Source organism: Pseudomonas sp. RW407, assembly GCF_003176655.1.
GTDB lineage: Bacteria > Pseudomonadota > Gammaproteobacteria > Pseudomonadales > Pseudomonadaceae > Pseudomonas > Pseudomonas delhiensis.
In genome coordinates this window covers 1,228,301-1,252,455 of the sequence record NZ_QGSL01000107.1, presented here as the reverse complement: position 1 = coordinate 1,252,455, position 24,155 = coordinate 1,228,301, and the positions used below count along the sequence as shown (strand labels likewise).

General features: G+C 69.5%; 24 protein-coding genes. 1 reads left to right on the top strand and 23 read right to left on the bottom strand.

The genetic code is table 11. The features are described 5' to 3' along the window. Window positions 1–670 precede the first annotated feature (670 nt). The gene (locus DK254_RS29840) at window positions 671–868 is read left to right on the top strand and encodes a hypothetical protein (RefSeq protein WP_109936725.1); all 198 of its coding nucleotides are present in this window, start codon (window positions 671–673) and stop codon (window positions 866–868) included. Window positions 869–910: 42 nt separating this feature from the next. Here the strand turns inward: DK254_RS29840 and DK254_RS29835 are convergent, their stop codons facing one another. From DK254_RS29835 to cobJ, 23 genes are all read right to left on the bottom strand, one after another. Then, on the bottom strand, window positions 911–2,146 hold the full coding sequence (locus tag DK254_RS29835) for a hypothetical protein (RefSeq protein ID WP_109936724.1): 1,236 nt from the start codon (window positions 2,144–2,146) through the stop codon (window positions 911–913). 354 nt (window positions 2,147–2,500) lie between these two features. After that, window positions 2,501–3,457 carry a PDR/VanB family oxidoreductase gene (locus DK254_RS29830; RefSeq protein ID WP_109936723.1) on the bottom strand — a complete coding sequence of 319 codons (957 nt, stop codon included), beginning with the start codon at window positions 3,455–3,457 and terminating at the stop codon, window positions 2,501–2,503. After that, complete coding sequence (locus DK254_RS29825; protein ID WP_109936722.1) at window positions 3,454–3,891, bottom strand: RidA family protein; 438 nt, start codon at window positions 3,889–3,891, stop codon at window positions 3,454–3,456. Before DK254_RS29825 ends, DK254_RS29830 begins: the two co-directional genes overlap by 4 nt. Beyond that, window positions 3,888–4,919, bottom strand: coding sequence for an aromatic ring-hydroxylating dioxygenase subunit alpha (locus DK254_RS29820; protein WP_109936721.1), 1,032 nt, complete (start codon window positions 4,917–4,919; stop codon window positions 3,888–3,890). Before DK254_RS29820 ends, DK254_RS29825 begins: the two co-directional genes overlap by 4 nt. A 19-nt stretch (window positions 4,920–4,938) precedes the next feature. Then, entirely contained in the window at window positions 4,939–5,160 is a 222-nt protein-coding gene (locus DK254_RS29815; RefSeq protein ID WP_109936720.1) for a recombinase-like helix-turn-helix domain-containing protein, read from the bottom strand. A 1-nt stretch (window position 5,161) separates the two neighbouring features. Beyond that, complete coding sequence (locus DK254_RS29810) at window positions 5,162–5,479, bottom strand: hypothetical protein (RefSeq protein WP_109936719.1); 318 nt, start codon at window positions 5,477–5,479, stop codon at window positions 5,162–5,164. Between the two features lie 9 nt (window positions 5,480–5,488). Continuing rightward, window positions 5,489–6,631, bottom strand: coding sequence for an FAD-dependent monooxygenase (locus DK254_RS29805; protein ID WP_109936718.1), 1,143 nt, complete (start codon window positions 6,629–6,631; stop codon window positions 5,489–5,491). Window positions 6,632–6,642: 11 nt separating this feature from the next. Beyond that, entirely contained in the window at window positions 6,643–7,611 is a 969-nt protein-coding gene (locus DK254_RS29800) for a VOC family protein (RefSeq protein WP_109936717.1), read from the bottom strand. After that, a complete protein-coding gene (locus DK254_RS29795) occupies window positions 7,608–9,095 on the bottom strand; it encodes an aldehyde dehydrogenase (protein WP_109936716.1) in 1,488 nt (495 codons plus the stop codon). The genes DK254_RS29800 and DK254_RS29795 overlap by 4 nt, the downstream gene beginning before the upstream one ends. Window positions 9,096–9,105: 10 nt before the next feature. After that, window positions 9,106–9,909 (bottom strand): aspartate dehydrogenase, encoded by an 804-nt coding sequence (locus DK254_RS29790; protein ID WP_109936715.1) that lies wholly within the window; start codon window positions 9,907–9,909, stop codon window positions 9,106–9,108. 10 nt (window positions 9,910–9,919) lie between these two features. Then, a complete protein-coding gene (locus tag DK254_RS29785) occupies window positions 9,920–11,602 on the bottom strand; it encodes a thiamine pyrophosphate-binding protein (RefSeq protein ID WP_109936714.1) in 1,683 nt (560 codons plus the stop codon). Next, the gene (locus DK254_RS29780; RefSeq protein WP_109936713.1) at window positions 11,595–12,392 is read right to left on the bottom strand and encodes an SDR family oxidoreductase; all 798 of its coding nucleotides are present in this window, start codon (window positions 12,390–12,392) and stop codon (window positions 11,595–11,597) included. Before DK254_RS29780 ends, DK254_RS29785 begins: the two co-directional genes overlap by 8 nt. Next, on the bottom strand, window positions 12,389–13,210 hold the full coding sequence (locus tag DK254_RS29775; protein WP_089393418.1) for an IclR family transcriptional regulator: 822 nt from the start codon (window positions 13,208–13,210) through the stop codon (window positions 12,389–12,391). Before DK254_RS29775 ends, DK254_RS29780 begins: the two co-directional genes overlap by 4 nt. Then, window positions 13,207–14,067 carry an alpha/beta fold hydrolase gene (locus tag DK254_RS29770; protein WP_256595987.1) on the bottom strand — a complete coding sequence of 287 codons (861 nt, stop codon included), beginning with the start codon at window positions 14,065–14,067 and terminating at the stop codon, window positions 13,207–13,209. Before DK254_RS29770 ends, DK254_RS29775 begins: the two co-directional genes overlap by 4 nt. A 10-nt stretch (window positions 14,068–14,077) precedes the next feature. Beyond that, window positions 14,078–14,611 carry a cupin domain-containing protein gene (locus DK254_RS29765; RefSeq protein WP_109936711.1) on the bottom strand — a complete coding sequence of 178 codons (534 nt, stop codon included), beginning with the start codon at window positions 14,609–14,611 and terminating at the stop codon, window positions 14,078–14,080. A gap of 12 nt (window positions 14,612–14,623) precedes the next feature. After that, on the bottom strand, window positions 14,624–15,385 hold the full coding sequence (locus DK254_RS29760; RefSeq protein WP_109936710.1) for an SDR family oxidoreductase: 762 nt from the start codon (window positions 15,383–15,385) through the stop codon (window positions 14,624–14,626). Window positions 15,386–15,395: 10 nt separating this feature from the next. Continuing rightward, the gene (locus tag DK254_RS29755) at window positions 15,396–16,169 is read right to left on the bottom strand and encodes an ABC transporter permease (protein WP_109936709.1); all 774 of its coding nucleotides are present in this window, start codon (window positions 16,167–16,169) and stop codon (window positions 15,396–15,398) included. 16 nt (window positions 16,170–16,185) lie between these two features. After that, window positions 16,186–17,184, bottom strand: coding sequence for an ABC transporter substrate-binding protein (locus DK254_RS29750; protein ID WP_109936708.1), 999 nt, complete (start codon window positions 17,182–17,184; stop codon window positions 16,186–16,188). A 20-nt stretch (window positions 17,185–17,204) separates the two neighbouring features. Then, window positions 17,205–18,065, bottom strand: coding sequence for an ABC transporter ATP-binding protein (locus tag DK254_RS29745; RefSeq protein WP_089393453.1), 861 nt, complete (start codon window positions 18,063–18,065; stop codon window positions 17,205–17,207). Between the two features lie 379 nt (window positions 18,066–18,444). After that, window positions 18,445–20,886 carry a TonB-dependent siderophore receptor gene (locus DK254_RS29740; protein WP_371921187.1) on the bottom strand — a complete coding sequence of 814 codons (2,442 nt, stop codon included), beginning with the start codon at window positions 20,884–20,886 and terminating at the stop codon, window positions 18,445–18,447. 409 nt (window positions 20,887–21,295) lie between these two features. Then, on the bottom strand, window positions 21,296–22,273 hold the full coding sequence (locus tag DK254_RS29735; protein ID WP_109936706.1) for a FecR domain-containing protein: 978 nt from the start codon (window positions 22,271–22,273) through the stop codon (window positions 21,296–21,298). Then, window positions 22,270–22,770, bottom strand: a complete 501-nt coding sequence (locus DK254_RS29730; RefSeq protein ID WP_109936705.1) for a sigma-70 family RNA polymerase sigma factor — start codon at window positions 22,768–22,770, stop codon at window positions 22,270–22,272. The genes DK254_RS29735 and DK254_RS29730 overlap by 4 nt, the downstream gene beginning before the upstream one ends. Before the next feature lie 132 nt (window positions 22,771–22,902). Then, window positions 22,903–24,155, bottom strand: a 1,253-nt coding sequence (gene cobJ, locus DK254_RS29725) for a precorrin-3B C(17)-methyltransferase (protein WP_109937349.1), incomplete at its 5' end; no start/stop codon positions are given.

Sequence of the window (24,155 nt, the reverse complement as noted above, 5' to 3'; positions counted from 1 at the left end):
ACTACGACAGCTTCGACGACGACATTCCGTTCTAGCGTCGGACAGCTCTGAAAAAAGCCCGGCATTCCCCTTGGGGATGCCGGGCTTTTTCATGCCTGTCTGCAAAGCGTCCGCTCCTATGTCCTGGACCCAAGGTGCTTTCGTTGTGTAGGGTGCATAACGCCTACGGCGTTATCCGCCATGATCGCGGACAGAGTCCGCTCCTACGGTTCCAGGAAGCACGGTCGTAGGAGCGGACCTTGTCCGCGATTGGATTCACCGGCCATGCCGGACATCCCGGTGGCACGGCCAACGGCGGATAACCGCGAACGGTTATGCGCCCTACGCCGAGCCCACCTCCGGCGTAGGGCGCATAACGCCTACGGCGTTATCCGCCATGATCGCGGACAGAGTCCGCTCCTACGGTTCCAGGAAGCACGGTCGTAGGAGCGGACTCCGTCCGCGATTGGATTCACCGGCCATGCCGGACATCCCGGTGGCACGGCCAACGGCGGATAACCGCGAACGGTTATTCGCCCTACGGCATGGGAGGGCTTGGCGTGGGGCAGAGAGGGGCTCGCGTTCCCCACGCTTTTCGCAAAAAACCTTTGCTGATTCGGCTATTTCGTTAGCTGGCTAATTAAGTGAATCTGACTCCGCCTTGATGCAAGTCAAACAACGGAGAAGAACGATGAGCGTAGTTGTCACCGAGCGCGACGAAGACCACAAATCCCGCGAATTCCGCGCCCTCGGCCGGCGCTGCTGGGACGTGCACCAGCAGGGCCTGCTGGTCGGCGTGTTCTACAGCGAGCAGGAAGCCCATGCCTACCGCGAGCGCCTGGAGCAGGACGAGGTGCGACGCCACGCCCAGGCGGCGGAGCGCTTCTGAGGGCCGGCGGGGCCAGGCGCGAGCCCGGCCCCGCCGCCCGGCTCAGAAGTAGTAGCCGATGTTCAGGTTGGTGCGGAAATACCAGTCGTTGCTGCCCGAGGAGGTGGTCGAGGTCCAGCCCGTGCCGTTCTCCGCGCCGCCCCAGGGGTTGGCGTTGCGCGCCCAGGTGAAGTCCAGCCAGGCCATCACCGGCAGGGCGAAGAACTGGATGCCGGCGGTGTACATCTGCGAGTCGTCCCAGCCGCTTTTGTCCTTCCACAGCCGGCTGTAGTCGTTGTACAGCTTCACCTTCTTCACCGGCCCCAGCCAGGGCGTGGCGACGTCGTAGCCGACGTTGAGCCCGCCAATGCTGCCCTTGGCCGCGATCAGGAAAGCCGGCGTCAGGCCGTTGCCGCCCATGAGCACGGCATCGTCGCTGACGCCGCTGGGGTTCTTCGGGTCGTACTCGTAGCGGATCGCCTGGGTCGAGATCGTCCAGGGCCCGTTCTTGAATACCCCGTGGGCGCCGGCGGCCCAGAAGCTGCCGTTGTCGTCGGTGGTGGCGTTGTACAACCGCGAGGCGGCCAGCGAGGCGCCCAGCTCGTTGTTCCAGTCGCCGGCCTGGAAGCTGCGCGCCAGGCGCAGGTTGACCTGGTCGCGCTTCTCGTTGTCCTGGCGGCCGTGCAGCGCCGGGATGGCGTTGTCCTTGAGGTCCGCGTAGCGCCCGACTTCCGGGGCGTAGCGGATGCTCGAAGGCAGCATCCGCGGGTAGTAGGCGGCCTGGAAGTCCCAGTCGCTGTCCTTGTAGCCGTACTTCAGGCCGGTGCCGGTGTTGACGCCGAAGCCGAGGAAGAACGGGATGTGGTAGCTCCAGCCGAACTGCGGGTAGGGCAGCAGGCCGAAGGGCCTGGCCGGGGCGCCCACCTGCAGGTCGGAGCGCTCGTCGAAGCGGTAGCCGAGGTAGGCGCGGTCCACCGCGCGCTTGTTGCGGTCCTGGAACCAGTAGCCGGCATCGACGCTGAACTGCTCGTAGCGGCCCTGCACATCCAGGCGGAAGGTGTCGAACAGCCAGCGCGCCGGGCGGTTGATGCTGCTGTCCCAGTCCTCGTAGCGGTAGTTGGCGCGCAGGGCGCCGCCGATGTCCAGGCTGGCGTCGCCGTCCTCGCTGCGCCAGGAAATGTGCGGGAAGGGCTTGTCCTTCATGCCCTGGCTGATGGTCGGCGCCGGGCCGGGCTCGGTGGCGAACAGCAGGGGAGCGTACGCCAGCGCGAATGCGGCCAGCAGGGTAGGTCTCGACATGGAAGCATCACCTCGGAAAAGGCGGCCCCGGAAGTGGGTCCTGGCGGACCGCACGCAGCTTCGCGAAGGCCGGTTGTCTTGTTTCTTGTATGAATCAACGTTTCAATTTCCAGCCCGAGGAAGGGAGCAGTTTCCATGCCATGGATGAGTGACTGTTTTTCTTAATATTTCCTTTATCTATCAATGTGTTACTTGTGAAACGCAGGCGTTTTGACCACCCGTGAAACGGCCCGGAATCGGTGTTACACGGATGCACAGGCGCGGGGCGCTGGGGCTGGATCTGGTGCGTTGGGAAACGCTGGTGGAAACGAAAACGGCAGCCATGGGCTGCCGTTTCGTGCAAGGCGGAGAGGGCTACAGGTCGAGGACCAGGCGCCGGCTGCGGCAGCCCGAGACGCAGACCATCATCGACTGGTTGGCCGCGCGCTCGGCCTTGGTCAGCACGCCGTCGCGGTGGTCCACCTCGCCTTCCAGCACCTTCACCTCGCAGGAGCCGCAGACGCCTTCGCGGCAGCTGTAGTCGAGGTCGCAGCCCTGTTCCAGCAGGGCGTCCAGCAGCACCATGCCGGCTTCCATGCGCAGGTGCTTGCCGCTCTTGCGCAGCTCCACCTCGTAGCTGTCCAGCGCATCGTCCGCGGCGGCCTGCTCGACGGCGGCGAAGCGCTCGATGTGCGCGTTGGGGTAGCCCAGGGCCTCGCAGGTGCGTTCGAAGGCATCGAGCATGGGCGTGGGGCCGCAGCAGTAGAAGTGCGCGTCGGCGGGGCGGCCGGCCAGGTAGGTGGCCAGGTCCGGCGGCACGCCTTTCTCGTCGTCGAAGTGCAGCTGCAGCCGGGCGTCGAGGCTGCGCAGCTCCTCCAGCAGCGCGGCCTCGCGGCGCGAGCGGGCGCAGTAGATCAGCTCGGCGGAGCGGCCGAGGGCGAGCAACTGGCGGAACATGCAGTAGATCGGCGTGATGCCGATGCCGCCGGCCACCAGCACGCTGTGGCTGGCGCTGGCGTCCAGGGCGAAGTTGTTGCGCGGCGCCGAGATCTGCAGCTGGGTGCCGACCCGCAGGTTGTCGTGCACCCAGCGCGAGCCGCCGCGGCTGTTGCGGTCGCGCAGGATGCCGACCACGTAGCGCCCCTGGTCGCTGGGCGAGTTGAGCAGCGAGTAGCTGCGCACCAGGCCGTTGGGCAGGTGCAGGTCGATGTGCGAGCCGGCCTCGAACGGCGGGAAGCGGGTGTCGCCCCAGGGGCGCAGTTCCACGCTCATGATGCCTTCGGCCTCGTGGCGCAGGGTGTGCACCAGCGCCGGGATGGTTGCGTTGCTCATGGCAGTACCTCGGCGGTGCGCAGATCGACGTCCAGGCGCGCGCTGGCCTCGATCTCGACGCGCAGTTCGGGGAACACCAGGCCGCTGACCTCCACCAGGGTGGAGGTGGGGTAGCAGGCCTGGCCGGCGAAGAAGTCGCGGCGGGCGCGGCCGACCTCGTCCTTGGCGGCGATGTCGGTGAGGTACACGTTCAGCCGGTAGAGGTTGCCGACGTGGCCGCCGGCGGCCTCGATCAGCGCCTTGCACTTGTTCAGCACCAGCAGGGTCTGCTCGTAGGCGCCCAATGCTTCGCCGCGCTCGGCGGCTTGGCGGGTGGCGGGGTGCCCGGTCATGCCGGACATCACCACTTCGTCGCCGATGCGCAGGGCGTTGGACCAGCTGGCGCTGGCCAGTTCCGGCACTGCCTCGGCCTTCACGCGAACGGCTGCGCTCATAGCTGCGTGGCCTCGATCAGTTCCAGCTGTTCCTTGGCCTTGTTCTTCAGGTAGCGGCGGATGCGCACCACGCCCAGGTCGTGCTGGTAGAGGTTCTCGCGCTGGTTGGCGTCCGGCTCCATGTGCTCTAGCAGCACCCGGTCCTGCTCCAGCACCGCCCAGTGGCGCGCCTCCAGGCGGTTCTTGTAGAGGAAGCGCCAGGTGTCGCGCTGCCAGCCGGTGAGCGGGCGGCAGCGCCAGTGGAACACCGCGCACAGCTGCGGGCTGCTAGGCGTGTAGCTGCCGACGATGGTGAAGTTGCCGCCCGGGCCGCCGGTCTTCGGGTAGGGGATTTCCAGGCGCAGCCAGTGGCAGCCGTTGTCGACGAACTCGGTCCAGTCGAAGTTCACCCCGCGCTGGCCTTCCTTCTCGAAGAAGAAGCCCTGCTCGGTGTCGCGGGTGACGAACTTGGCGCTGGCCGCGCCTTCGCTCATGGAGTGGGACATCTTGTGCAGGTAGGTGCCGTGCATCGGGTCCATGACGTTGTCGATGACGTAGCGGTAGTCGCCGCGCCACTCGGTGTAGCAGATGAAGCTGCTCCATTCGGGCGAGGTCAGCTGCTCGGGCAGCACCAGCTCCGGCGGGCTCTCCAGGTGCGGGTCGGCGGCGTTGTAGAGGAAGATCGCGCCGGCCGTCTCGCGAACGTGGAACATGCGCGTCGGGCGGCTGCCCTCGAGCTTGCAGCCGGGGCTGCCGGGGACCTTGGTGACGGTGCCGTCGCAGCGCACCTCGACGCCGTGGTAGGGGCACTGCAGGCGGTCGCCCAGCACCGGGCCGAGGGACAGCGGCGCACCGCGGTGCGGGCAGTGGTCCTCGAGGGCGTGGACGCTGCCGTCGTTGTCGCGCCAGAGGGCGATCTTGTAGCCCAGGCGGCGGACGGACAGCGGCTTGTCGCCGAGCAGTTGCGAAGGGAGGACGGGGAACCAGAGGTTCTTCAGGCCATTGGCCAGGATCTTCTCGACAGGATCGACGGTCAGGTGTGCGGTCATTTTTCTCGTTCCTCGCCCGTTATTCGCCCAGGCGGGCCATCAGGGTCTTGTAGGCGTCTTCGGTCCACTCGCCGCTGGTCAGCGGGCACGGCGGGCCGGCCAGGTTCAGGTGCTCCAGCAGACTCGGCAGGTCGTGCCTGCCGGCGGCGTAGGCGCGCTCGATGGAGTCGCCCAGCAGGTCTTCGAAGGGCGTGCTCGGGCGGCGGCGCGACTGGTGCGTCTCGTTGTAGGGTTCGGTCATTTCATTGGCCTCCATTGCGGACCCGTTCGCGGATGCTTTCGCGCACCGGGACGAAGTCGTAGGTCGGGTAGCATTCGGTGCGGAACACGCCCCAGGCGGAGCGCTCCAGTTCGACATTGACGCGCGGCAGCAGCGCCGGCGGCAGGCGCAGGGTGACGATCTGGCCCAGGCCCATGGCCACGGTCCAGGAGACGATCTCCACGCCTTCGCCGGGGAAGCGTTCCCACCACTCCATCTTTTTCATGTGGGCCTGGATGTCCTCCAGGTTCTTCGACTGGTCGTGGCGCAGCAGCACGGTGAGCAGCAGGGTTTCGCTCATGCTCGTTTCTCAGGCCGCGTGGTCGACGGGGATGGCCCAGGCGTCGTAGCCGTAGACCCAGTCGGCGTTGCCGCCGGCCTTGAGCCACTGGTTGCCGCGCGAGCCGATCTGGATCTGGCTGGTACGCTCCAGGCGGGCGTCCTGGTAGGCCTTGAGCGCCGCCGAGACGCCGGTCGGGGCGCTGACACCGGCGAGCATGCGGCCGAGTACCACGGCGTCCTCGATGGCCTGGCCGGCGCCCTGGGCCATGAACGGCATCATCGGGTGGCAGGCGTCGCCGAGCAGGGCCAGGTTGTCGCGGGTCCAGTAGGGCAGCGGGTCGCGTTCGTACAGCGCGGTCTTCAGGACTTCGTCGCAGGCTTCCAGCAGGGCGCGGGCGTGCGGGTGGTAGTGGGCGTAGCTTTCGCGCAGTTCCTCGACGCTGCCCTGGGTGGTCCAGCTTTCCAGGTGCCAGCTGTCCTGGGTGGTGGTGGCGAAGATGAAGATGTCGCGGCCGCGGTTGAGCGGGAAGGTGACGATCTGGCTCTGCGGGTTGGGCCCCCACCATTTGGTGAAGGCCTGGATGTGCGGCACCTGGGCGACCTTCACCGCCGGCACCACGGCGCGGTAGGCGACCACCCCGGTGAAGCGCGGGTGTTCCTCGCCGAACAGCGCGCTGCGCACCACCGAGTGGATGCCGTCGGCGCCAATCAGCACGTCGACGCGCTCCCGGCCGCCGTCGGCGAATCCGATGTGCACGCCATCTGCCTCCTGGCGTACCGACTGCGCGCGCTGGGCGAAGCGCACGCGCTCAAGGGGGAAAGCCGCAGCCAGGGCGGCCAGCAGGTCGGCGCGGTGGATGGTCAGCTGCGGCGCGCCGTATTTGCGCTCGGCGGCGTCGGCCATTTCCAGGCGCGAGGTTTCCTCGCCGCTGTCCCAGGTGCGGCTGATGCGGTGGGTGGGGCGCGCCGCGCTGGCGCGCACCGCTTCGCCGACGCCCAGGCCGTCGATGGCCTTGACCGCGTTGGGCGTGAGGTTGATGTCGGCGCCGACGCGCAGGAACGCCTTGGCCTGTTCGTAGACGATGACGTCATGCCCGGCGCGCAGCAGGGCGATGGCGGCGCACAGGCCGCCGATGCCGGCGCCGAGGACGCCGATCTTCAGCTTGGACATGGGCTTTCTCCTCAGCTCTTGTTCTTTTCGGTCAGGAATTTGCCTTGCGGGCCTTCGGCGCCTTTCTGCCGCCGGGTGACGCCGTCGAGGCCGCCGGCGATGGCCCATTCGGCGAACACCGTGGGGCCGGGTTCGAAGCTGCGCGGCTGCCAGTCGCCGGTCAGCTGGTCCTCGTCGGCGTAGTACTCCACCAGCGCCCCGGCGGGGTTCCTGAAGTACCAGAAGAACGCCGAGGACACCGGGTGGCGGCCCGGGCCGATCTCGGTGTCCCAGCCGCAGCGGGCGATGTGCATGCCGCCGCCGAACACCTCGTTGATGTCGCGCACGGTGAAGGCGACGTGGTTCAGCCCGGCGCGCGGCGCCGGCAGCTGGAGCATGAACAGGTCGTGGTGGCCGCCTTCCTCGGCGGTGCGCAGGAAGGCGCCGCGGTCCGGGTAGCGGTCCGAGGTCTGGAAGCCGAAGGCCTCGCGGTAGAAGGCCTCGCAGGCGTTGACGTCCTTGACGAAGAACACCACGTGGCCGACTTCCACCGGGGTGGCGCGCTCGTAGACCGGGCTGGGCCTGTTGATCCGCGCCTTGCTGTTCCAGGTGTTGTGCGCGCCGCATTCCTCCAGTACCAGTTCGCGCTTGCGGGTGACCTGCAGGCGGACCGCCAGGCCGTTGGGGTCGGTGCAGCCGATGCGCCCGCCGCCCTCGACGAAGCCCGGCGCCGCGGCGATGCGGCTGGCATAGTGCGCCAGGTCGTCGGCGCTTTCCACGCCCCAGACCACCTCGCGCACCGTCGAGCCGGGCTCGATGGCCGGCGGCAGGCCGGGCTTGTCCAGGTCGGCGAGCACCACGCGGCAGCCGTTGAGGGTTTCGAAGACCACTTCATCGGGCTGCTCGCCGACCAGGGCCAGGCCCCAGTCCTCGAAGAAGCGCCGGCAGCGCGGCAGGTCTTCCACGCCGTAGGTGATCTCGTCGATGCCAAGTACGCTCATGCTGTCGCTCCGGCCCAGGCGATGGGCTGCTGGTTGAGGCCCCAGTACAGGGCTTTCTGCTCCATGTACTGGAGGATGCCCAGGCGGCCTTTCTCACGGCCCAGGCCACTGTCGTTCCAGCCACCGAAGGGGGTGGCGATGGAGAATTGCTTGTAGGTGTTGATCCACACGGTGCCGGCCTGCACCGCGCGGCCCAGGCGCCAGGCGCGCTGGAAGTCGCGGGTCCAGATGCCGGCGGCGAGGGCGTAGACGCTGTCGTTGGCCTCTTCGATGAGCTGGCGCTCGTCGTCGAAGGGCAGGGCCGTCAGCACCGGGCCGAAGACTTCCTCCTGGCACAGGCGCGCACTGTTGCGCAGGCCGTCGATGATGGTCGGGGTGTAGAACCAGCCACGCTCGAAGGCGCTGCCCTGCGGGCGGCAACCGCCGGCGAGCAGGCGCCCGCCCTCGGACAGGCCGAGGTCGACGTAGCGCTCGACGCTCTCGCGGTGGCGCTCGCTGATCAGTGGCCCCATCTGCGTGGCCTCGTCGGCCGGGTCGCCGATGCGCAGGTGCTCGGCGCCTTCGACCAGGCGTTGCAGGAAGGGTTCGTACAGCGGCCGGGCGACGAACAGCCGCGAGCCGGCGATGCAGGATTCCCCCGAGCTGCTGAAGATGCCGTAGAGCACCCCGGCCACCGCGTGGTCGAGGTCGGCGTCTTCGAGGACGATGGTCGGCGACTTGCCGCCCAGCTCCATGGACACCGGCATCATCTTGTCCGCGGCGATGCGCGCGATGTGCTTGCCGGTGCTGGTGCCGCCGGTGAAGGACACGCGCTTGACCAGCGGGTGGCGGGTGATGGCGTCGCCGATCAGCGAGCCCTTGCCCGGCAGCACGCTGAGCAGCCCGGCCGGCACCCCGGCCTGGATGCACAGGCGCGCCAGGGCCAGGGCCGCCAGCGGGGTGATCTCCGCCGGCTTGATCAGCACCGCGTTGCCGGCGGCCAGGGCCGGCGCCAGCTTCTGCGCCTCGGAGGCGATCGGCGAGTTCCACGGGGTGATGGCGGCGACCACGCCCATGGGCTCGTACAGGCTCATGCTCAGGTAGTCGCCACGCGAGGGGGTGATGCTTTCCTCCAGGGTCTCGCAGGCCGCGGCGAAGAACTGGAAGGTGGCGGCGGCGCTGGCGACCAGGGCGCGGGTCTCGCGGATCGGCTTGCCGTTGTCCAGGCGCTGCAGTTGCGCCAGTTCCTCGGCGTGCTCGCGGATCAGCTGCGCCACGCGGTACAGCACCGCGGCGCGTTCGTGGGGCTTGCGCTGCGCCCAGCCGCTGTGGAGGAAGGCGCGCTGGGCGCCCTGGATGGCTTCCTCCACGTCGGCCAGGCCGGCGGCGTGCAGGCGCGCGACCACCGAGCCGTCGGCCGGGTAGTGGCTGGCGTAGAGGCCGCCGCTGCCCAGGCGCCACTGGCCGGCGATGCAGATGGGTTGGATGGCGTCGAGATCGAGCATGGCGCTGTCCTCAGATGGAAACGGCGTGGGCGTGGTTGCCCAGCGCGCGGACGATGCTGAGCACGGTCAGCATCGAGGTCTTGGGGTTGGCCGCCAGCGGCTTGCCGCGCAGGGTCATCTCGAATTCGCCGAAGGCGCCGCGGGCCTGGTAGTGGTGCACGTTCTCCTCGCTGGTGGGGTCGGCGATCAGGCGCACGCGGGTGGCGTCCAGGCCCAGGCCGGCCAGCGACAGGGTGGCGGCGACGTTGGCGTTCTTCGGGTAGCGCGAGGAGGCCTCGCGGGCGCTGCCTTCGAAGATCACCGTGGGTTCGGTGAGGCCGTCGAGATCGAAGCGCTCGTCGGCCGGCGTGCCCTTCCAGGCGCGGCTCGGCTTGCGTCCGCTGTAGATCACCGAGTCCAGCCCGGCGACCTTGGCCGCGGCCAGCGCGTCGATGCCGCCGATGGCCCCGGAGAGCAGTTCCACCCGGGTGCCGCCACGCCGCGCGGCGTCTTCCAGGCGCGCGGCCAGGCCGTCCTCGGAGAGCGCGCCGATGGACACCAGCAGGCACGGGATGCCGCGTTCCAGGGCCGGGATCACGTGCTCGGCCAGGGCCGCGTGGCCGGCGCATTCCACCAGCAGGTCGGGGCGCCGGGCGTAGTCCAGCGCCTCGCCGACGCGGGCCTGCGCGGCGATGCCGGCCAGGCGCTGGCGCGCCTGGTCGAGGTGGCCGGCGGGGACCACCACCTGGTCGAGCGCCAGGTCGCGGTCGTCCTTGAGCAGTTCCAGCACGCTGAGGCCTATGGCGCCGCAGCCGATCATGGCGATGTGCAGCATGGCGGGGTCCTCAGGCCGTGGCCTTCTGGTGGCGGGTTTCCATGTTCGGCGGGCCGGCGAAGGCCTTGGCGAAGTTGCCCACCGCGCACATGTCCACTTCCAGCAGGAAGGGGCCGTCGCTGGCGTGGGCGCTTTCCAGCACGCCGGCGAAGTCCTTGAGGTCGTTGATGCGCGCGTGGCGCAGGCCCACCGACTCGGCCAGGCGCGCGTAGTCCGGGGTATGCAGGTCGACGTAGCAGTGGCGGCCGCCGTACACGGCGTCCTGGATGTTGCGGATGACGCCGTAGCGCTGGTCGTTCATCAGCAGGATCACCACCTTGGCCTTTTCCTGCACCAGGGTGGCGATCTCGCCCAGGTTGAGGATGAAGCCGCCGTCGCCGCACAGCGCGAAGACCTTGCGCTGCGGGGCGTTCTGCGCCGCCGCGATGGCCGCGCCTATGCCCATGGCCAGGCCCTGGCCGATGCCGCCGCCGAGGGCGTGGATGCCGGCCTGGGGGTGGAACAGGTGGATCAGGCGGTTGCCCCAGATGCTGTTGGACAGGGTCACGTCACGCACCCAGGTGAAGTCGCGGCCGGTCATGCCCTGCAGCTGTTCGACCATCGAGGCGTAGGGGCCCAGCTCGTCCATCAGTTGCGCGCGGGAACGTTCGCGAATCCCGCGCAGCTCGTCGCGGAAGCCGGGCTCGACCTGCAGCCGCCCCTCCAGGCGCTCGGCCAGGCCGGCGAGGGCCAGCGCCGAGTCGCCGCAGATGAACAGCTCGCTGTTGTAGCAGCGGCCCTCGATGGCCGGGTTGGCGTCGATGCGGTAGGTCACCTGGGGCAGCTTCAGGGCGTACTTGAAGGTCTCGTTGCTGCGCAGCCGCGAACCGGCCACCAGCAGCGCGTCGCAGCCCTGCAGGAAGGCTTCCACCTGCTTGTTCTGGGAGAAGGCGCCGAGGCAGCGCGGGTCGTCCTCGTTGACCACGCCGCGGCCCTGGGTCGAGGTGATGACACCGATGCCCAGGTCCATCAGGCGCTTCACCTCGCGCCCGGCGTGGCGGGCGCCGCCGCCGAGCCAGAGCATCGGCCGGCGTGCGCCGGCCAGGCGCTCGGCGACGCGGTCCAGGGCCTCGGCGGTGGGCACGGCGACCGGCACTGGCAGCGGCGCCAGGTCTTCGGGCATGGGGATATGGGCGGACTGGATGTCGATCGGGATCTCCACGCTGACCGGCCCGGCCGGCGCGCTCAGGGCCGTCTGCACGGCGAGCTTGAGGGTGCTCAGCGCGGTCTCGGCGCTGCGCACGCGGAAGGCCGCCTTGGACACCGCCTTGAGCATGGCCAGCTGGTCGCGGGCCTCGTGGATGTAGGCCAGGTCCTGGTCCAGGTAGGGCGTCTCGATCTGCCCGGTCAGGTGCAGCAGCGGGGTGCCGGCGGTAAGGGCCTCGACCAGGGCGCCGGCGGCATTGCCGGCGGCGGTGCCGGTGGAGGTCAGGCACACGCCCAGGCTGCCATTGGCGCGGGCGTAGGCGTCGGCCATGTTGGTGGCGCCGGCCTCGCCGCGGGCCATGACGAAGCGGAGGTTGCCGCGGCTGGCGAAGGCGTCGAGGATCGGCATGTTGTGGATCGAGATCACCCCGAAGGCGGCCTTGACCCCGCACTGCTCGAGGAAGGCGGCGATGACGGCGCCCACGGTGACCGGGTTTTCGTTACGCATGGCGGGACAGGCCTCCGGATACATCGATGTGGCTGCCGGTGGTGTAGGCCGACAGCGGTGAAACGAGGAACAGCAGGGCGTTGGCGGCTTCGCGCGGCAGGCCCAGGCGGCCGAGGGGAATCTGCTTCTGGCGGGCCAGTTGCGCGGTCCACTGCGCCCAGTCCAGCTCGCGCTGCTCGCGGGCCTCGAAGCGCCGGCGCCACTGGCCGGACTCCACCAGGCCGATGAGGATGCCGTTGACGCGGATGCCCTTGGGCGCGAACTCGCAGGCCAGCGAGCGCACCAGGTTCTTCAGCCCGGCGCGGGCCGCCGAGGTGCAGACCATGTGCGGCTCCGGCTGGCTGGCGAGCAGCGAGTTGGTGCAGACGATGGCGGCGTCGGGCTGGCCTTCCAGTTGTTCGAGGAAGGCGCGCACCGGGTGGATCACCGAGAAGAACTTCAGCTCCAGCTCCTCGCGCCAGGCTTCGTCGCTGGTCTGCGCGAAGGTGGAGACGCGGCCCTGCCCGGCGTTGCACACCAGCATGCTGGCGGCGCCCAGTTGTGCCTGGCAGCGCGCGGCGAAGTCGCGCACCTGGCCGGCGTCGAGCACGTCGCATTTGGCGGCCAGCAGGCGCGCCTCGGGGAAGCGCTGGCGCAGCCCGGCCTCGGCCTGTGCCAGGCGCTCGCCGTCGCGGCCGCAGAAGGCCACCGCGGCGCCGGCTTCCAGCAGCAGTTCGACGGTGGCCAGGCCGATGCCGGAGCTGCCGCCGGTGACCACGGCGACGCGGCCGCTGAGGTCGCACAGGCTCATGGGTGGACCCTCTGCAGCGACAGCACGTTGGGGTTGGGCATGTGCCCGAGCAGGCCGGAGAGTTCCTCGGCGCTGTTGCGCACCTGGCGCACCAGCGGCTCCAGCAGGTGCTCGGCGATGCGCGTGGCGGGGATGGTCACGCCCATGGCGGCGCAGACCCGCCCGGTGTGGTCGCGCACCGGCGCGGCGACGGTGGAGATGCTCGCCTCGAAGAAGCCTTCGCTGAGGGCGTAGCCGCGCAGGCGGTCGTTCTGCACCAGGTCGAAGAGTTCCTCGGCGTTGCGCGGGGTGCCCTCGGAGAAGCGCTCCAGCTGTTTCTCCGGGTACAGCTCGCGCAGCGCGGCGAGGTCCAGGTCCTCCAGGAGGATGCGCCCCAGCACGGTGGCGTGGGCCGGCAGGCGGGTGCCGACGTTGACCGCGCTGGTGAGGATCGACGGCGGCGAGATCTTCGCCACGTAGACGATGTTGCGCCCGTCGCGTACCACCAGGTTGCAGGAGTAGCCGATGGCGTCGCACAGGCGCCGCAGGATCGGCTGGCCCAGCTCGGTGAGTTCCAGCGAGGCCAGGTACTCGAAGCCCAGGCGCAGCACCGCCATGCCCAGGCGGTATTCGTTGCCGCTGCGGGTGACGAAGCCCAGGGCCTCGAGGGTGGCCAGCAGGCGGAAGATGGTGGTGCGCGGCAGCTGCAGGCGGCGCGCCAGCTCCGGGGCGGTGAGGGTGCGGTCGTGGCGGGTGAACTCGCCCAGCAGCGTCAGGCCGCGCTCCAGCCCCGGAACCATGTAGCGTTCCTGGGGTTCGTTGAGGGTGTCGGTACTCATGGTTTCAGTCCTTGGCAGTGCTCGAGAAGCCGGGCAAGCAGCCCGGCCAGGGCTTCGGGGCATTCGATGGGGCTGGCGTGGCCGGCCCCGGGTATGAGCCGGAAGGGCGCCGCCAGCGCCTCGGCGACTTCGCGGCAGGCGGCGGGCGGGGTGATGCCGTCCTCGCTGCCGCACAGCACCTCGCTGGGCACGGGCGGGCGGCCCAGGCGCAGCAGGTCGTCGCCGCACAGCAGCTCCACCGCCTGGCGGTAGCCGTGGGGCCTGAGCCGCGCCATGTTCCAGCGCACCCAGGCCAGCGCCGCGGCGCCCGGGTTGGCGCCGAGCATGGCCGGCGCGCGGCGCTCGGCGAGGCCGGCGATGCCTTCGCTGGCCAGCCCGGCGAGGCGCCGGCTGCGTACCGCCTCGCCTTCGTCCGGGCGTGCGCCGTAGCCGCGCGCGGGGCTGAGCAGCACCAGGCGGGCCACGCGCTGCGGCTCGATATTGGCCAGGGCCAGGGCGGCCATCGCGCCCAGGGAATGGCCGAGCAGCAGGCAACGCCGCACGCCCAGCGCATCCAGCAGTTCGCGCAGGCGGCCCATATAGGCTTCCGCCCGCGGCGCGGCTTCGGCCAGCGGCGTCGACTCGCCGTAGCCGGGGGCGTCCCAGGCGATGATCCGCGCGCGGTCCTTCAGGCGTTGCGCCAGCGGCAGCCAGGAGGCCGCGCCGGAGCCGATGCCGTGCAGCAGCACCAGCGCCGGTGCGTCGGTTGCGCCGGCCTCGCGCACAGCGGCGACGGTTTCGCCGTGGCGCACCAGGCGCTGCGGGAAGTCGCGTTCCAGGTCGGCCTGCCAGGCGGCCGCCGCGGTCATCGCCGTCATCGTCCGGCCCTCAGCGCTTGATGCTGGCCAGCGGATGCTGCGGCGGGTAGGTCGGGGTGACCGGCTTCTTCGCCCCGAGCATCACGCACATCAGCGCGTCCTCGTCGCCGATGTTGATTTCCTCGCGGTACACGCCCGGCGGCACCGAGATCACGTCGCGGTCGCCGAGGATGGTCTCGAAGCGCTCGCCGTCCTTCTCCAGGATCACCTTGAGCTTGCCGCGCAGGACGAAGAACACTTCCTCCACGTCGACGTGCAGGTGCGGCGGGCCTTCATGGCCGGCCGGGATGACCATGGTGGAGAAGGTGAAGTGCTCGGACGGGATGGTGTTGTTGTCGGCGCTGACGCCGGTGCCGCCGGTGCCGATGTAGCGCATCTGTGCGCGGCGGTACTTGGGGTCGTAGTCGGCCTGGAACTTCAGCGCGTTCCAGTCGTACTGGCGGGTGGAATAGCGGGCGATGCGCGAGTTGCACCACTGCTCGAAGCTGGCGTCGGCGGGGCGGTCCCAGGTGCGGGGCTGTTGTTGCGCGTTGAGATCGGTCATCGGTTTTTCTCCTCAGAGCATGACGAACCCGCCGTTGACCGGCAGGGTCTGGCCAGTGACGAAGCGGGACAGGTCGGACAGGGCGAAGAGCACGGCGCCGGTCACGTCCTCCGGCAGCTGCGCGCGGGAAATGGCGCGCTGCCGGCGGTACAGCTCGTGGCGCTCGGCGGGGACGTAGGCGGTGGCCTCGACTTCCACCAGGCCGGGGGCGATGGCGTTGACGGTGATGCCGTCGGCGCCCAGCTCCCGCGCCAGGCTGCGGGTCATGGCGATGAGCGCGCCCTTGCTGGCGGTGTAGGCGAGCAGGTTGGGGGCGCCCCACAGCGGGGTGTCGGAGGCCAGGTTGACGACGGCGCCGCGGCCGCTTTCGCGCAGCGCCGGCAGGCAGGCGTTGGTCATCAGCCAGGTGCCGCGCACGTTGACCTGCATGACCAGGTCCCAGGTGGCGATGTCCAGCGCTTGCGCGGGCTTGCCGCCGGAGTGGGTCACCGCGGCGTTGTTGACCAGGCCGTCGAGGCCGCCGAGGCGTTCCACGGCCCGGGCCACGCAGGTGGAAATGGATTGCGGCTCGCGCAGGTCGAGGGCCAGGCCGTCGACCGCAAGGCCCTGTTCGCGCAGGCCGGCGGCGGCCGCCTGGACCTCGGCGTCGCGGACGTCGGCGATCGCCACCCGGGCGCCGGCCCGTGCCGCGGCCTCGGCGAAGGCCAGGCCGAGGCCGCCGGCACCGCCGGTGATGAGGATGCGGTGGCCTTGCAGGAGGGTATCGGTGCTCATGTTCGCGTCCTCAGGCCGTGGCCAGGTTGGCCTTGGGCAGGTAGTGGAGGACGCGCTTCTCGGCCCAGACCACGGCGGCATAGGCGAGCACGCCGATGACGGTCAGCGCGACTATGGTGACGAACACTCCGGCGGTGTTGCCCTGGCCCTCGGCGTCCACCAGCAGGAAGCCCAGGCCCTTGTTGCCGCCCACCAGCTCGCCGACGGTGACGCCGATGACCGCCAGGGTGGAGGCGATGCGCAGGCCGGAGAACAGGGCGCTCATGGCCGAGGGGAACTCCACCAGGCGGAACAGCTGCCAGCGGGTGGCGCTGAGGGCGCGCACCAGGTTGATCATGTCCGGGTCGACGGTGCGGATCGCCGAGAGCACGTTGATCATCACCGGGAAGAACACGATGAGGATGGCGATGAGGATCTTCGGGTACACGGTGTAGCCCAGCCACATCACGAACAGCGGGGCGAAGGCCACCTTGGGGGCGATCTGCAGCGCCAGGATGTAGGGCGAGAGCATGGCCTCGGCGGCCGGCGACAGGCCCAGGGCGACGCCGATGACGATGCCCAGCAGGGCGCCCAGGGCGAAGCCGACGATGATCTCCAGGGTGGTGATCAGGGTGTGCTCCAGCAGGTTGCCGGTCTGCCACATGGCCACCGCTTCCCGGGCCACGCGGGTGAGGTTGGGCAGGACGAACTCGGGCATGCCGAGCAGGCCGGGGCCCCATTGCCAGAGGGCGAGGAACAGCACCAGCAGCACCAGGCTGCCGGCGCTCGAACGGGAAAGCGTCATGTCGGACTCCGGGGGATCACTGTTGCGCCAGGCGGGCGGCGTTGGCCTCGACGAAGCGGTTGGTGTAGAGCTCGGCCAGCGGGGTGGCGCGCGGCACGATCTTCTCCTCGACGTAGAAGCGGGCGACGCTGGCCAGGCGCTGCTCGTCGATCTGCCCGGGGACCGCCTGGCCCGGGTACACGTGCTCGTCGTAGAGCTGGAAGATGCGCTCCAGCGAGGCTTCCCTGCCCTTGTAGGCCGGTACCGCGGCGGCGAAGGTGGCGGCGGCGCCCCTGGGGTCGGCCATGATGTCGGCCATGCCCCTGAGGGTGGCGCTGACCACGCCCTGGACCACCTCCGGGTGGTTGGCGATGGCGTCGTCGGAGGCGAGGATGGCCTGGGCCATGCTCTCGAACACCTGGTCCTGGGGCAGCAGCTTCGCCTTCAACCCGGCGTCCTCGGCGTTGACCACCCAGTCCGGCACCCCGGCCATGGCCTGGGCCTTGCCGGCGGAGAACAGTTGCCAGACGCCGGCCGGGCCGGCGGCCTGGATGTCCACGTCGTCGCGCCCCAGGCCGGCCTTGCGCAGCGAGGCGAGCAGGGCGTAATAGGTGGTGTCGGAGTAGGACATCACCGTCATGGTCTTGCCCTTGAGCGCCTTCACCGAGTCGATGCCGCTGTCGCCACGGGCCGCCAGCAGGGTCACGCCGCCGCCGCCGAGCACCGCCACGGCCTTCACCGGCACGCCGTTGGCGCGCACCACGATGGGCGTGTCGCCGATGGCGCCGCCGACCAGGGCGTTGCCCGAGCCGATCTGCTTGGCCACGTCGACGCCGCCCTTGCCGGCGAGGAAGGTCACCTTGAGGTTCTCCCGGGCGTAGTAGCCCTTCTGCTGGGCGATGATCCAGGGCGCGAAGGCCGGCGAGCTGGGCGGCGCCGGCAGCAGGTAGGTGACTTCGGTGGGCGCGGCGCTGGCACCGAAGGCGCAGAGGGCGAGCAGCGGCCCGGCGAGGCGGGAGAGCAGGGTCTTGCGCATGAGTGGGTCCTCGTGCGGGGTCAGTGGAGGGGGTCGTCGCCGACTTTCAGCAGGTCCATCAGGCGCCCGACCAGGGGGCCGGCGCCGGGCAGCTTGCGGCGTTCCAGGGGGTTGTCGCGGTGCGGCAGGTCGACCTCGATTTCCTCGATGATGTTGCCGGGGCGGGCGCTCATGACCAGGATGCGGTCGGAGAGGGCGATGGCTTCCATCAGGTCGTGGGTGATGAACAGCGCGGTCTTGCGCTGCTCGTAGAGCGTCTGCGCCAGGTCCTGCTGGAGAATCATCTTGGTCTGGGCGTCGAGGGCCGAGAACGGCTCGTCTAGGAACAGCACCTGCGGGTCGATGGCCAGGGTGCGGGCCAGGGCCGCGCGCTGGCGCATGCCGCCGGAGAGCTGGAACGGGTAGTGGTCGCCGAAGCCGGCCAGGTGGCATTTCTCGATCAGCCGCTCGGCCACCGGCCGCCGCCGCGCCGCCGGCACGCCCTGGATCTCCAGGCCCAGCTCGACGTTGCGGCGGATGCTGCGCCAGGGCATCAGCAGGTCCTTCTGCAGCATGAAGGCGACCTTGGCCACCGGCTTGACGACGCGCTCGCCGCCGACGAACACGGCGCCCTCGCTCGGCGTGTAGAGCCCGCTGCCCATGTTCAGCAGGGTGCTCTTGCCGCAGCCGGACGGGCCGATGATGGACACCACCTCGCCCTTGCGGATGCTGAAATTGAGCCCGCGCACGGCGAAGGGCGCATCGCGCTCGCCCTTCTTGGGGAAGCACTTGCCGACGTTCTCGAAGACGATCTCCACGTCGGCCGGCCGCGCACCTTCCCGGGCCTGCAAGGCGGGGTTTCCCGGTTCGACGACGGCGTACAGCTCTTGGGTGGCAGCCATGTAATTCATCTCACCTTGTTTCATATACGGTGCGTTGATTTATGCATGAACAATGCCACGTGATTTTTCTTTCGAAGAGCTTTGTTTATTCCTTATTAATCAAATAGTTGTGCGTTCCTAGTGTGAAACGCCTGCTTGTTTCACCGGTGGAATGGTTTTTACGAAGCATTGGGAAATTTCTGCACAGCGAGGTAGCAGATTGGCTGCGGGTGCTACCTATCAGTGCGCCATCAGGGGGCGCGGCGGGAGAGGCGGCTGGTAGCGCGAGGGGATTTTGCAGGAGCGAGCTTGCTCGCGAACCGCTCCCGCAGCGGGGCCCGTTCGCGAGCAAGCTCGCTCCTACGAGGGAATGCCTGCCCGCGGGGCGGGCGGCGTGGGGTCAGAACTGGTAGTTGACCGTGGCGGTGACGTTGCGCTTCTCGCCGAAGTAGCAGTAGTCGAGGTTGTAGCAGGAGGCCACGTAGTCCTTGTCCAGCAGGTTGTTGGCGTTGAGGCTGACGTCCAGGCCCTTCATGCCGAGCTTGCCGAGGTCGTAGCCGATGCGGGCGTCGACCAGGGTGTAGTCGGGCACGCGCAGGGTGTTTTCCTTGTCCGCCCAGGTCTCGCCGACGTAGCGGGCGCCGCCGCCGATGCTCAGGCCGTCCAGCGGGCCGGCGTCGAAGGCGTAGTCGGCCCAGATGGAGGCCATGTGCTTGGGCGCCTGGTTCGGGGTGTGGCCCTGGTTGCCGTCCAGCGATTTGGTGTAGGTGATGTCTGTGTAGGTGTAGCTGCCGAGCAGCTTGAGGTTCCGCGTCGCCTGGATGTGCGCTTCCAGCTCCAGGCCCTGGGAGCGGATCTCGCCCACCGAGGTGTAGAAGTTGTCCTGTGGCTCCTTGGTCGCCACGTTCTCCTGGGTGATGTGGAACAGCGAGGCGGTGTACAGGCTGGCGCTGCCCGGTGGCTGGTACTTCAGGCCCAGTTCCCACTGCTTGCCCTCGGTGGGTTCCAGCGGGGTGCCGTCCTGGTCGGAGTAGGCGTTGGGGTTGAACGACTCGGAGTAGCTGACGTAGGGCGCCACGCCGTTGTCGAACAGGTAGAGCACGCCGGCGCGGCCGGTGAATTTCTTCCAGTCGTCGTCGGCCTTGCTGCCGGTGCTGCGGTTCTTGTCTTCCACCGTCACCCAGTCCTGGCGCATGCCCAGGGAGAAGCGCCAGTTGTCCAGGTCGATCAGGTCCTGGGCGTAGACGCCGGTCTGTTCCAGGCGGCGGGTGTGGTTGTCGTCGGGGTAGTAGCTGATGGCGCTGTTGCCGTACACCGGGTCGAAGGCGTCGATGGGCGCCACCGAGCCCGAGGACCAGTCCACCGAGGTGTGCCGGCGCTGGTAGTCCAGGCCCATCAGCAGGGTGTGGCGGGCCGCGCCGGTGGCGAATTCGGCCTGGGCCATGTTGTCGATGATGTAGGCCTCCAGGCGCTCGCGGGCGCCGGAGAAGTAGCGCGTCAGTTCGTTGCTGTCCGGCGCGGTCCAGCCGTAGCTGTAGACCTGCGCCAGGCTCACGTCGGACTGCAGGTAGCGGAAGTTCTGCCGCGCCGACCAGACGTCGTCGATGCGGTGTTCCAGCTGGTAGCCGAACATGCGCTGGGTGCGGTCGAAGTCGTCGACGTCGGGTTCGCCGTCGAAGAAGTCGCGGTCGATCTTGCGGCCGTTGTGGTGGTACAGCGCGCCGTCGGCTGGCACGCCGCTGTGGTAGCCGCCGTTGGGGTCGTGCTGCAGGTAGCCCTGGAGGGTCAGGGTGGTGTCGTCGCTGAAGTCGATGGCCAGGCTCGGGGCGATGGCGTAGCGCTCTTCCTTGGCGTGGTCGAACTGGGTGTCGGCGCCCTTGCCCAGGCCAACTAGGCGGTAGGCGATGCGCTTCTCGTCGTCCAGCGGGCCGCTGAAGTCGAAGCCCAGTTCCTTCTGCTGCATGTTGCCGACGCTGGCGGTGACCTGGTGGTAGTCCTCGTACAGCGGCTTCTTGCTGGTCAGCGCCACCAGGCCGCCGGGCAGGCTGCGGCCGTAGAGCACCGAGGACGGGCCCTTGAGCACGTCGATGCGTTCGAGGAAGTACGGGTCGATCTGCATCGAGCTGAAGGTGCCGCTGTCACCCATGGCCTTGAGGCCGTCCAGGTAGATGTTGTCCACGCTGTTGTCGGCGAAGCCGCGCATGACGATGTAGTCGTAGCGGTTGGAGGCGCCGACCTGGCCGGTGAAGATGCCCGGGGTGTAGCGGATGGCCTGCTGCACGGTCTTCGAGCCCTGGTCGTCGATCTGCTCGCGGGTCACCACCGAGACGCTCTGGCTGGTTTCCAGCAGGGCCTTGGAGGTCTTGGTGGCGATCTGGCTGTGGGTGGCCAGGTAGCCGTCCTCGCTGCCCAGCGCGTTGCCCAGGGCGAACACGCTGGTGGCGGGCAGGGCCAGGGCGTCCTTGGGCCCGGCGGCGCGCAGCACGTAGCTGCCGTCGCCCTGGTCCTCGGCCTGCAGCGGTGTGTCGGCGAGCAGGCGGGCCAGGCCCTGGTCCACCGAGTAGGTGCCGTTGAGGCCTTCGGACTGCAGGCCGGCGGTCTGCTGCGGGGTGGTGGAGAGGGTGATGCCGGCTTCGCGGGCGAAGGTGTTGAGCACCTCGCCCAGGGGGCCGGCAGGAATGGCGTAGGCGCGGCTGCGGGTGATGCTGGCGGCGTCGGCGGCCCAGCTGGTCAGGGGCAGGACGCTGCCCAGGGCGGCGCAGAGCAGGGCGCCGCGCACGGCGATGGCGAGGCGGCTGGCGGGGGAGTTCGGGGCGGATGATCGAGCCGGGACTGCACGCATGGGGAGGTATCCGTCAGGGCGAGGAATGGGAGGGTTTATCTCCATGCCGGCCGATGATGGAAAACCCGACAAAAATAATTCTCATCCGCGAAAAATGTTTCCGATGGCGCCCATGCGGCTCTTCGTAGGAGCGAGCTTGCTCGCGAATGGAGTTTCCAGGTGGCTTAGGTGTTTTGGTTTGACCCAGCCCCCTCCCTGAAGGGAGAGAGGGCTAGTCCGTGCCGAGAGAGGTGATGGTTTCAGCCGGAAACCTTCGGTGCTGCCGGCTAACTCCGAAATCCCCGAACACACCGAACGGTCCCCTCTCCCTTCAGGGAGAGGGTTAGGGAGAGGGCGCTCTCATGCCAGGCGCCGACACGACCGGGAAACTCCGTTCGCGAGCAAGCTCGCTCCTACAGGGGAGTCCGGTTCAGGTGCGGGCCTCGACGGTCACCCACCAGTCGCTGCGGCGCATGACCCGTACCGGCAGGGTGCGCGGCAGCAGGTCGAGCAGCTTGTCGGTGTCGTCCAGGCGGAACACGCCGGACAGGCGCAGGTCGGCCACCAGCGGGTCGCAGCCGAGGTGGCCGTGGCGGTAGCGGGCGACCTCGGCGAGGAAGTCGGCCAGGCGCATGTCGCGGCTGACGATCAGGCCCTCGGCCCAGGCGCTGCTGTCCATGCCGGTGGCGGCCAGGGGCGTGGCGCCGTCGGCGTCGACGCGGTAGCGCTGGCCGGCCTCGGCCACCGTGCGGGCCTGGCCGAGGCGGCGCGGGGCGATGGCCACGGCGCCATGTTGCACGCTGAGCAGGCTGTCATGGGCATCCTGGCGCAGCACGAAGCAGGTGCCCAGGGCTTCGAACAGGCCGTCGCGGTTGCGCACGCGCAGCGGCCGGGCGGGGTCCTTGGCGGTGCTGACGAGGATTTCGCCGCGCTGCAGGACCAGCAGGCGCTGTTGCGGGGCGAAGAAGACGTCGACGGCGGTGTCGGTGTTCAGCAGCAGTTTGCTGCCGTCGGCCAGGACGAAGCGCTTGCGCTCGCCGACGCCGCTGGCGTAGTCGGCGCTCCAGCGCTGCCAGGGGCCCAGGTCGCGGCTCAGCCACAGCGCGGAGCCGCCCAGGGCGACCAGCGACAGCAGCTTCAGGGCCTGGCGCCGTTGCAGGCGCTGGCTGCCCTTCTCCAGCGTCTCCAGGGCCACGCGGCTGCCCGGCACGCTCTGCAGGCCGCTGCGCAGCTCCTGGTTCAGCGACTGCACGCGCTGCCAGGCCAGTTCATGCTCGGCGCGCTGGGCGCGCCAGTGGGCGCAGGCTTCCTGCAGCAGCGGGTCGGCGCCGCCGGACAGGCGCAGCATCCACTGGATAGCCTGCTTGACCACCCGGGCGTCGGGCTGCAGTTCGGCGCTGGCGTTCATTCGGCGTAGCGCGCCTGGTAGCAGTGGAACAGCGCCTCGGCCACGTAGCGCTCCACCGAACGCACGGAGACGCCGAGCCGTTCGGCGACCTGCGCATGGGGCAGGCCTTCGCACTGGGCCAGGAGGAAGGCGCTGCGCACCTTGGGCTTCAGGCCGTCGAGCAGGCGGGCGATGCTTTCCAGCAGTTGCAGGAGCATTTCGCGGGTTTCCGCCGAGGGCGCTTCCGCCTCCGGCAGGTGGGCGATGGATTCCAGGTAGGCGCGCTCCAGTTCCTCGCGGCGCCAGTGGTCGATCACCAGGCCGCGGGCGATGGTGCGCAGGAAGGCGCGCGGGGTGCGCAGCTCCAGCAGCTCCTGCTTGAGCAGCAGGCGCAGGAAGGTGTCCTGGGCCAGGTCGGCGGCATCCGCGGCGTTGCCCAGGCGGCTGCGCAGCCAGCCATGCAGCCAGCCGTGGTGGTCGCTGTACAGCCGGTCGATGTCGAGGGTGGAGGAGGCCATGGCGGCGCCGGAAAGATGAAGAATGATAATCCGTCGCATTTTCATCAACGCGCTGGCCATTTGCAAGCGGGGCCGAACTTCCAGGGACGTAGGGCGGATAACCGTCCGCGGTTATCCGCCGATACACCTGCCTCAGCGATACCAGCGCGGCGTGTACACCCAGTCGCCGCCGCCGGCGCGGGGGAAGCGGCGGGTGAGCGACGAGCCGATGATCACCAGGGTGCGCATGTCCACCATCTCCGGCTGCAGTTCGCCGAGGGTGAGGCTGCGCAGCGCCTCGGCCGGGCGGCCGATGTCGCGGCCGAGCACCACCAGGGTTTCCGCCGCGCGGTGCTGGCGGACGATCTCCAGGGCACGGCCCAGCTGCCAGGGGCGGGCCCTGGAGATGGGGTTGTAGAAGGCCATGGCCAGGTCGGCGGCGCCGGCGTGGTCGAGGCGTTTTTCGATCACCTCCCAGGGCTTGAGGTTGTCCGACAGCGAGATCAGGCAGAAGTCGTGGCCCAGGGGGGCACCGGCCCTGGCCGCGGCAGCCAGGGCGGCGGAGACCCCGGGCAGCACCTCCAGCTCGACGTTGTGCCACTCGGCATCGGCGCTTTCGTGCAGGGCCTCGATGACCGCCGCGGCCATGGCGAACACCCCCGGGTCGCCGGACGACACCACTACCACGCGCCGGCCGCCGGCCGCCAGCTCGAAGGCATGGCGGGCGCGTTGCATCTCTTCGCGGTTGTCGCTGCAGTGGCGCACCTGGTCGGCGCGCAACGGCTCGGCCATCTTCACGTAGGTCTCGTAGCCGAGCAGGTCCTGGGCTTCGTCCAGGGCGCGGCGCACGGCCGGGGTCATGTGCTCGGCGGCGCCGGGGCCGAGGCCGATCACGCTCAGGCGCCCGCGCGGGCGGCCGATGGCGGCGGCCTGCGCGGGGGATTCGGCGAGGCGCAGGTGGATGCCCTCGTGCGCGCCATGCACGGGTGGCAGTGGCTCATCGGCGACGAAGCGCAATGGCACCCCGAGGACCCGGGCGGCTTCCGCCAGGCGCGCGTCGGCCATGTGCCGGCGCGGGGCGAGCAGGGCGGCAAGGGCGGCCGGGGCCAGGTGGGCGTGCGCCAATGCCTTGTGGACAAGTGCGGCGAGGTCGTCGACCGGCGCCTGCACTTCGGCCAGGGCCTGGCGCGGGTGGATCAGCAATTCGTCGCGCTGTGCCGGGCGTGCCTCGCAGGTCACCCGCACGCGGCGCCGGGCATCCTCGGCCAGCGGCAGGCGCGCCGCGGCCAGCCAGGGGGCGTCGCCTTCGATGCGCAGGCTTTCGCCGCCGAGCAGGTCGGCGACGAAGCGCTTGCCCTGCTCGATGTCGGCCAGGGCGTAGCCTTGCGGCGGCTCCAGCAGGCAGG

Bases quoted from the DNA above. Each gene is read 5' to 3' on its own strand.
- DK254_RS29810 (WP_109936719.1), bottom strand. From the start codon at position 5,479: ATGAGCGAAACCCTGCTGCTCACCGTGCTGCTGCGCCACGACCAGTCG.
- DK254_RS29800 (WP_109936717.1), bottom strand. From the start codon at position 7,611: ATGAGCGTACTTGGCATCGACGAGATCACCTACGGCGTGGAAGACCTG.
- DK254_RS29780 (WP_109936713.1), bottom strand. From the start codon at position 12,392: ATGAGCCTGTGCGACCTCAGCGGCCGCGTCGCCGTGGTCACCGGCGGC.
- DK254_RS29805 (WP_109936718.1), bottom strand. From the start codon at position 6,631: ATGTCCAAGCTGAAGATCGGCGTCCTCGGCGCCGGCATCGGCGGCCTG.
- DK254_RS29735 (WP_109936706.1), bottom strand. From the start codon at position 22,273: ATGAACGCCAGCGCCGAACTGCAGCCCGACGCCCGGGTGGTCAAGCAG.
- DK254_RS29765 (WP_109936711.1), bottom strand. From the start codon at position 14,611: ATGACCGATCTCAACGCGCAACAACAGCCCCGCACCTGGGACCGCCCC.
- DK254_RS29790 (WP_109936715.1), bottom strand. From the start codon at position 9,909: ATGCTGCACATCGCCATGATCGGCTGCGGCGCCATAGGCCTCAGCGTG.
- DK254_RS29835 (WP_109936724.1), bottom strand. From the start codon at position 2,146: ATGTCGAGACCTACCCTGCTGGCCGCATTCGCGCTGGCGTACGCTCCC.
- DK254_RS29755 (WP_109936709.1), bottom strand. From the start codon at position 16,169: ATGACGCTTTCCCGTTCGAGCGCCGGCAGCCTGGTGCTGCTGGTGCTG.
- DK254_RS29820 (WP_109936721.1), bottom strand. From the start codon at position 4,919: ATGACCGCACACCTGACCGTCGATCCTGTCGAGAAGATCCTGGCCAAT.
- DK254_RS29815 (WP_109936720.1), bottom strand. From the start codon at position 5,160: ATGACCGAACCCTACAACGAGACGCACCAGTCGCGCCGCCGCCCGAGC.
- DK254_RS29825 (WP_109936722.1), bottom strand. From the start codon at position 3,891: ATGAGCGCAGCCGTTCGCGTGAAGGCCGAGGCAGTGCCGGAACTGGCC.
- DK254_RS29775 (WP_089393418.1), bottom strand. From the start codon at position 13,210: ATGAGTACCGACACCCTCAACGAACCCCAGGAACGCTACATGGTTCCG.
- DK254_RS29785 (WP_109936714.1), bottom strand. From the start codon at position 11,602: ATGCGTAACGAAAACCCGGTCACCGTGGGCGCCGTCATCGCCGCCTTC.
- DK254_RS29730 (WP_109936705.1), bottom strand. From the start codon at position 22,770: ATGGCCTCCTCCACCCTCGACATCGACCGGCTGTACAGCGACCACCAC.
- DK254_RS29760 (WP_109936710.1), bottom strand. From the start codon at position 15,385: ATGAGCACCGATACCCTCCTGCAAGGCCACCGCATCCTCATCACCGGC.
- DK254_RS29840 (WP_109936725.1), top strand. From the start codon at position 671: ATGAGCGTAGTTGTCACCGAGCGCGACGAAGACCACAAATCCCGCGAA.
- DK254_RS29795 (WP_109936716.1), bottom strand. From the start codon at position 9,095: ATGCTCGATCTCGACGCCATCCAACCCATCTGCATCGCCGGCCAGTGG.
- DK254_RS29740 (WP_371921187.1), bottom strand. From the start codon at position 20,886: ATGCGTGCAGTCCCGGCTCGATCATCCGCCCCGAACTCCCCCGCCAGC.
- DK254_RS29830 (WP_109936723.1), bottom strand. From the start codon at position 3,457: ATGAGCAACGCAACCATCCCGGCGCTGGTGCACACCCTGCGCCACGAG.
- DK254_RS29770 (WP_256595987.1), bottom strand. From the start codon at position 14,067: ATGACGGCGATGACCGCGGCGGCCGCCTGGCAGGCCGACCTGGAACGC.
- DK254_RS29750 (WP_109936708.1), bottom strand. From the start codon at position 17,184: ATGCGCAAGACCCTGCTCTCCCGCCTCGCCGGGCCGCTGCTCGCCCTC.
- DK254_RS29745 (WP_089393453.1), bottom strand. From the start codon at position 18,065: ATGGCTGCCACCCAAGAGCTGTACGCCGTCGTCGAACCGGGAAACCCC.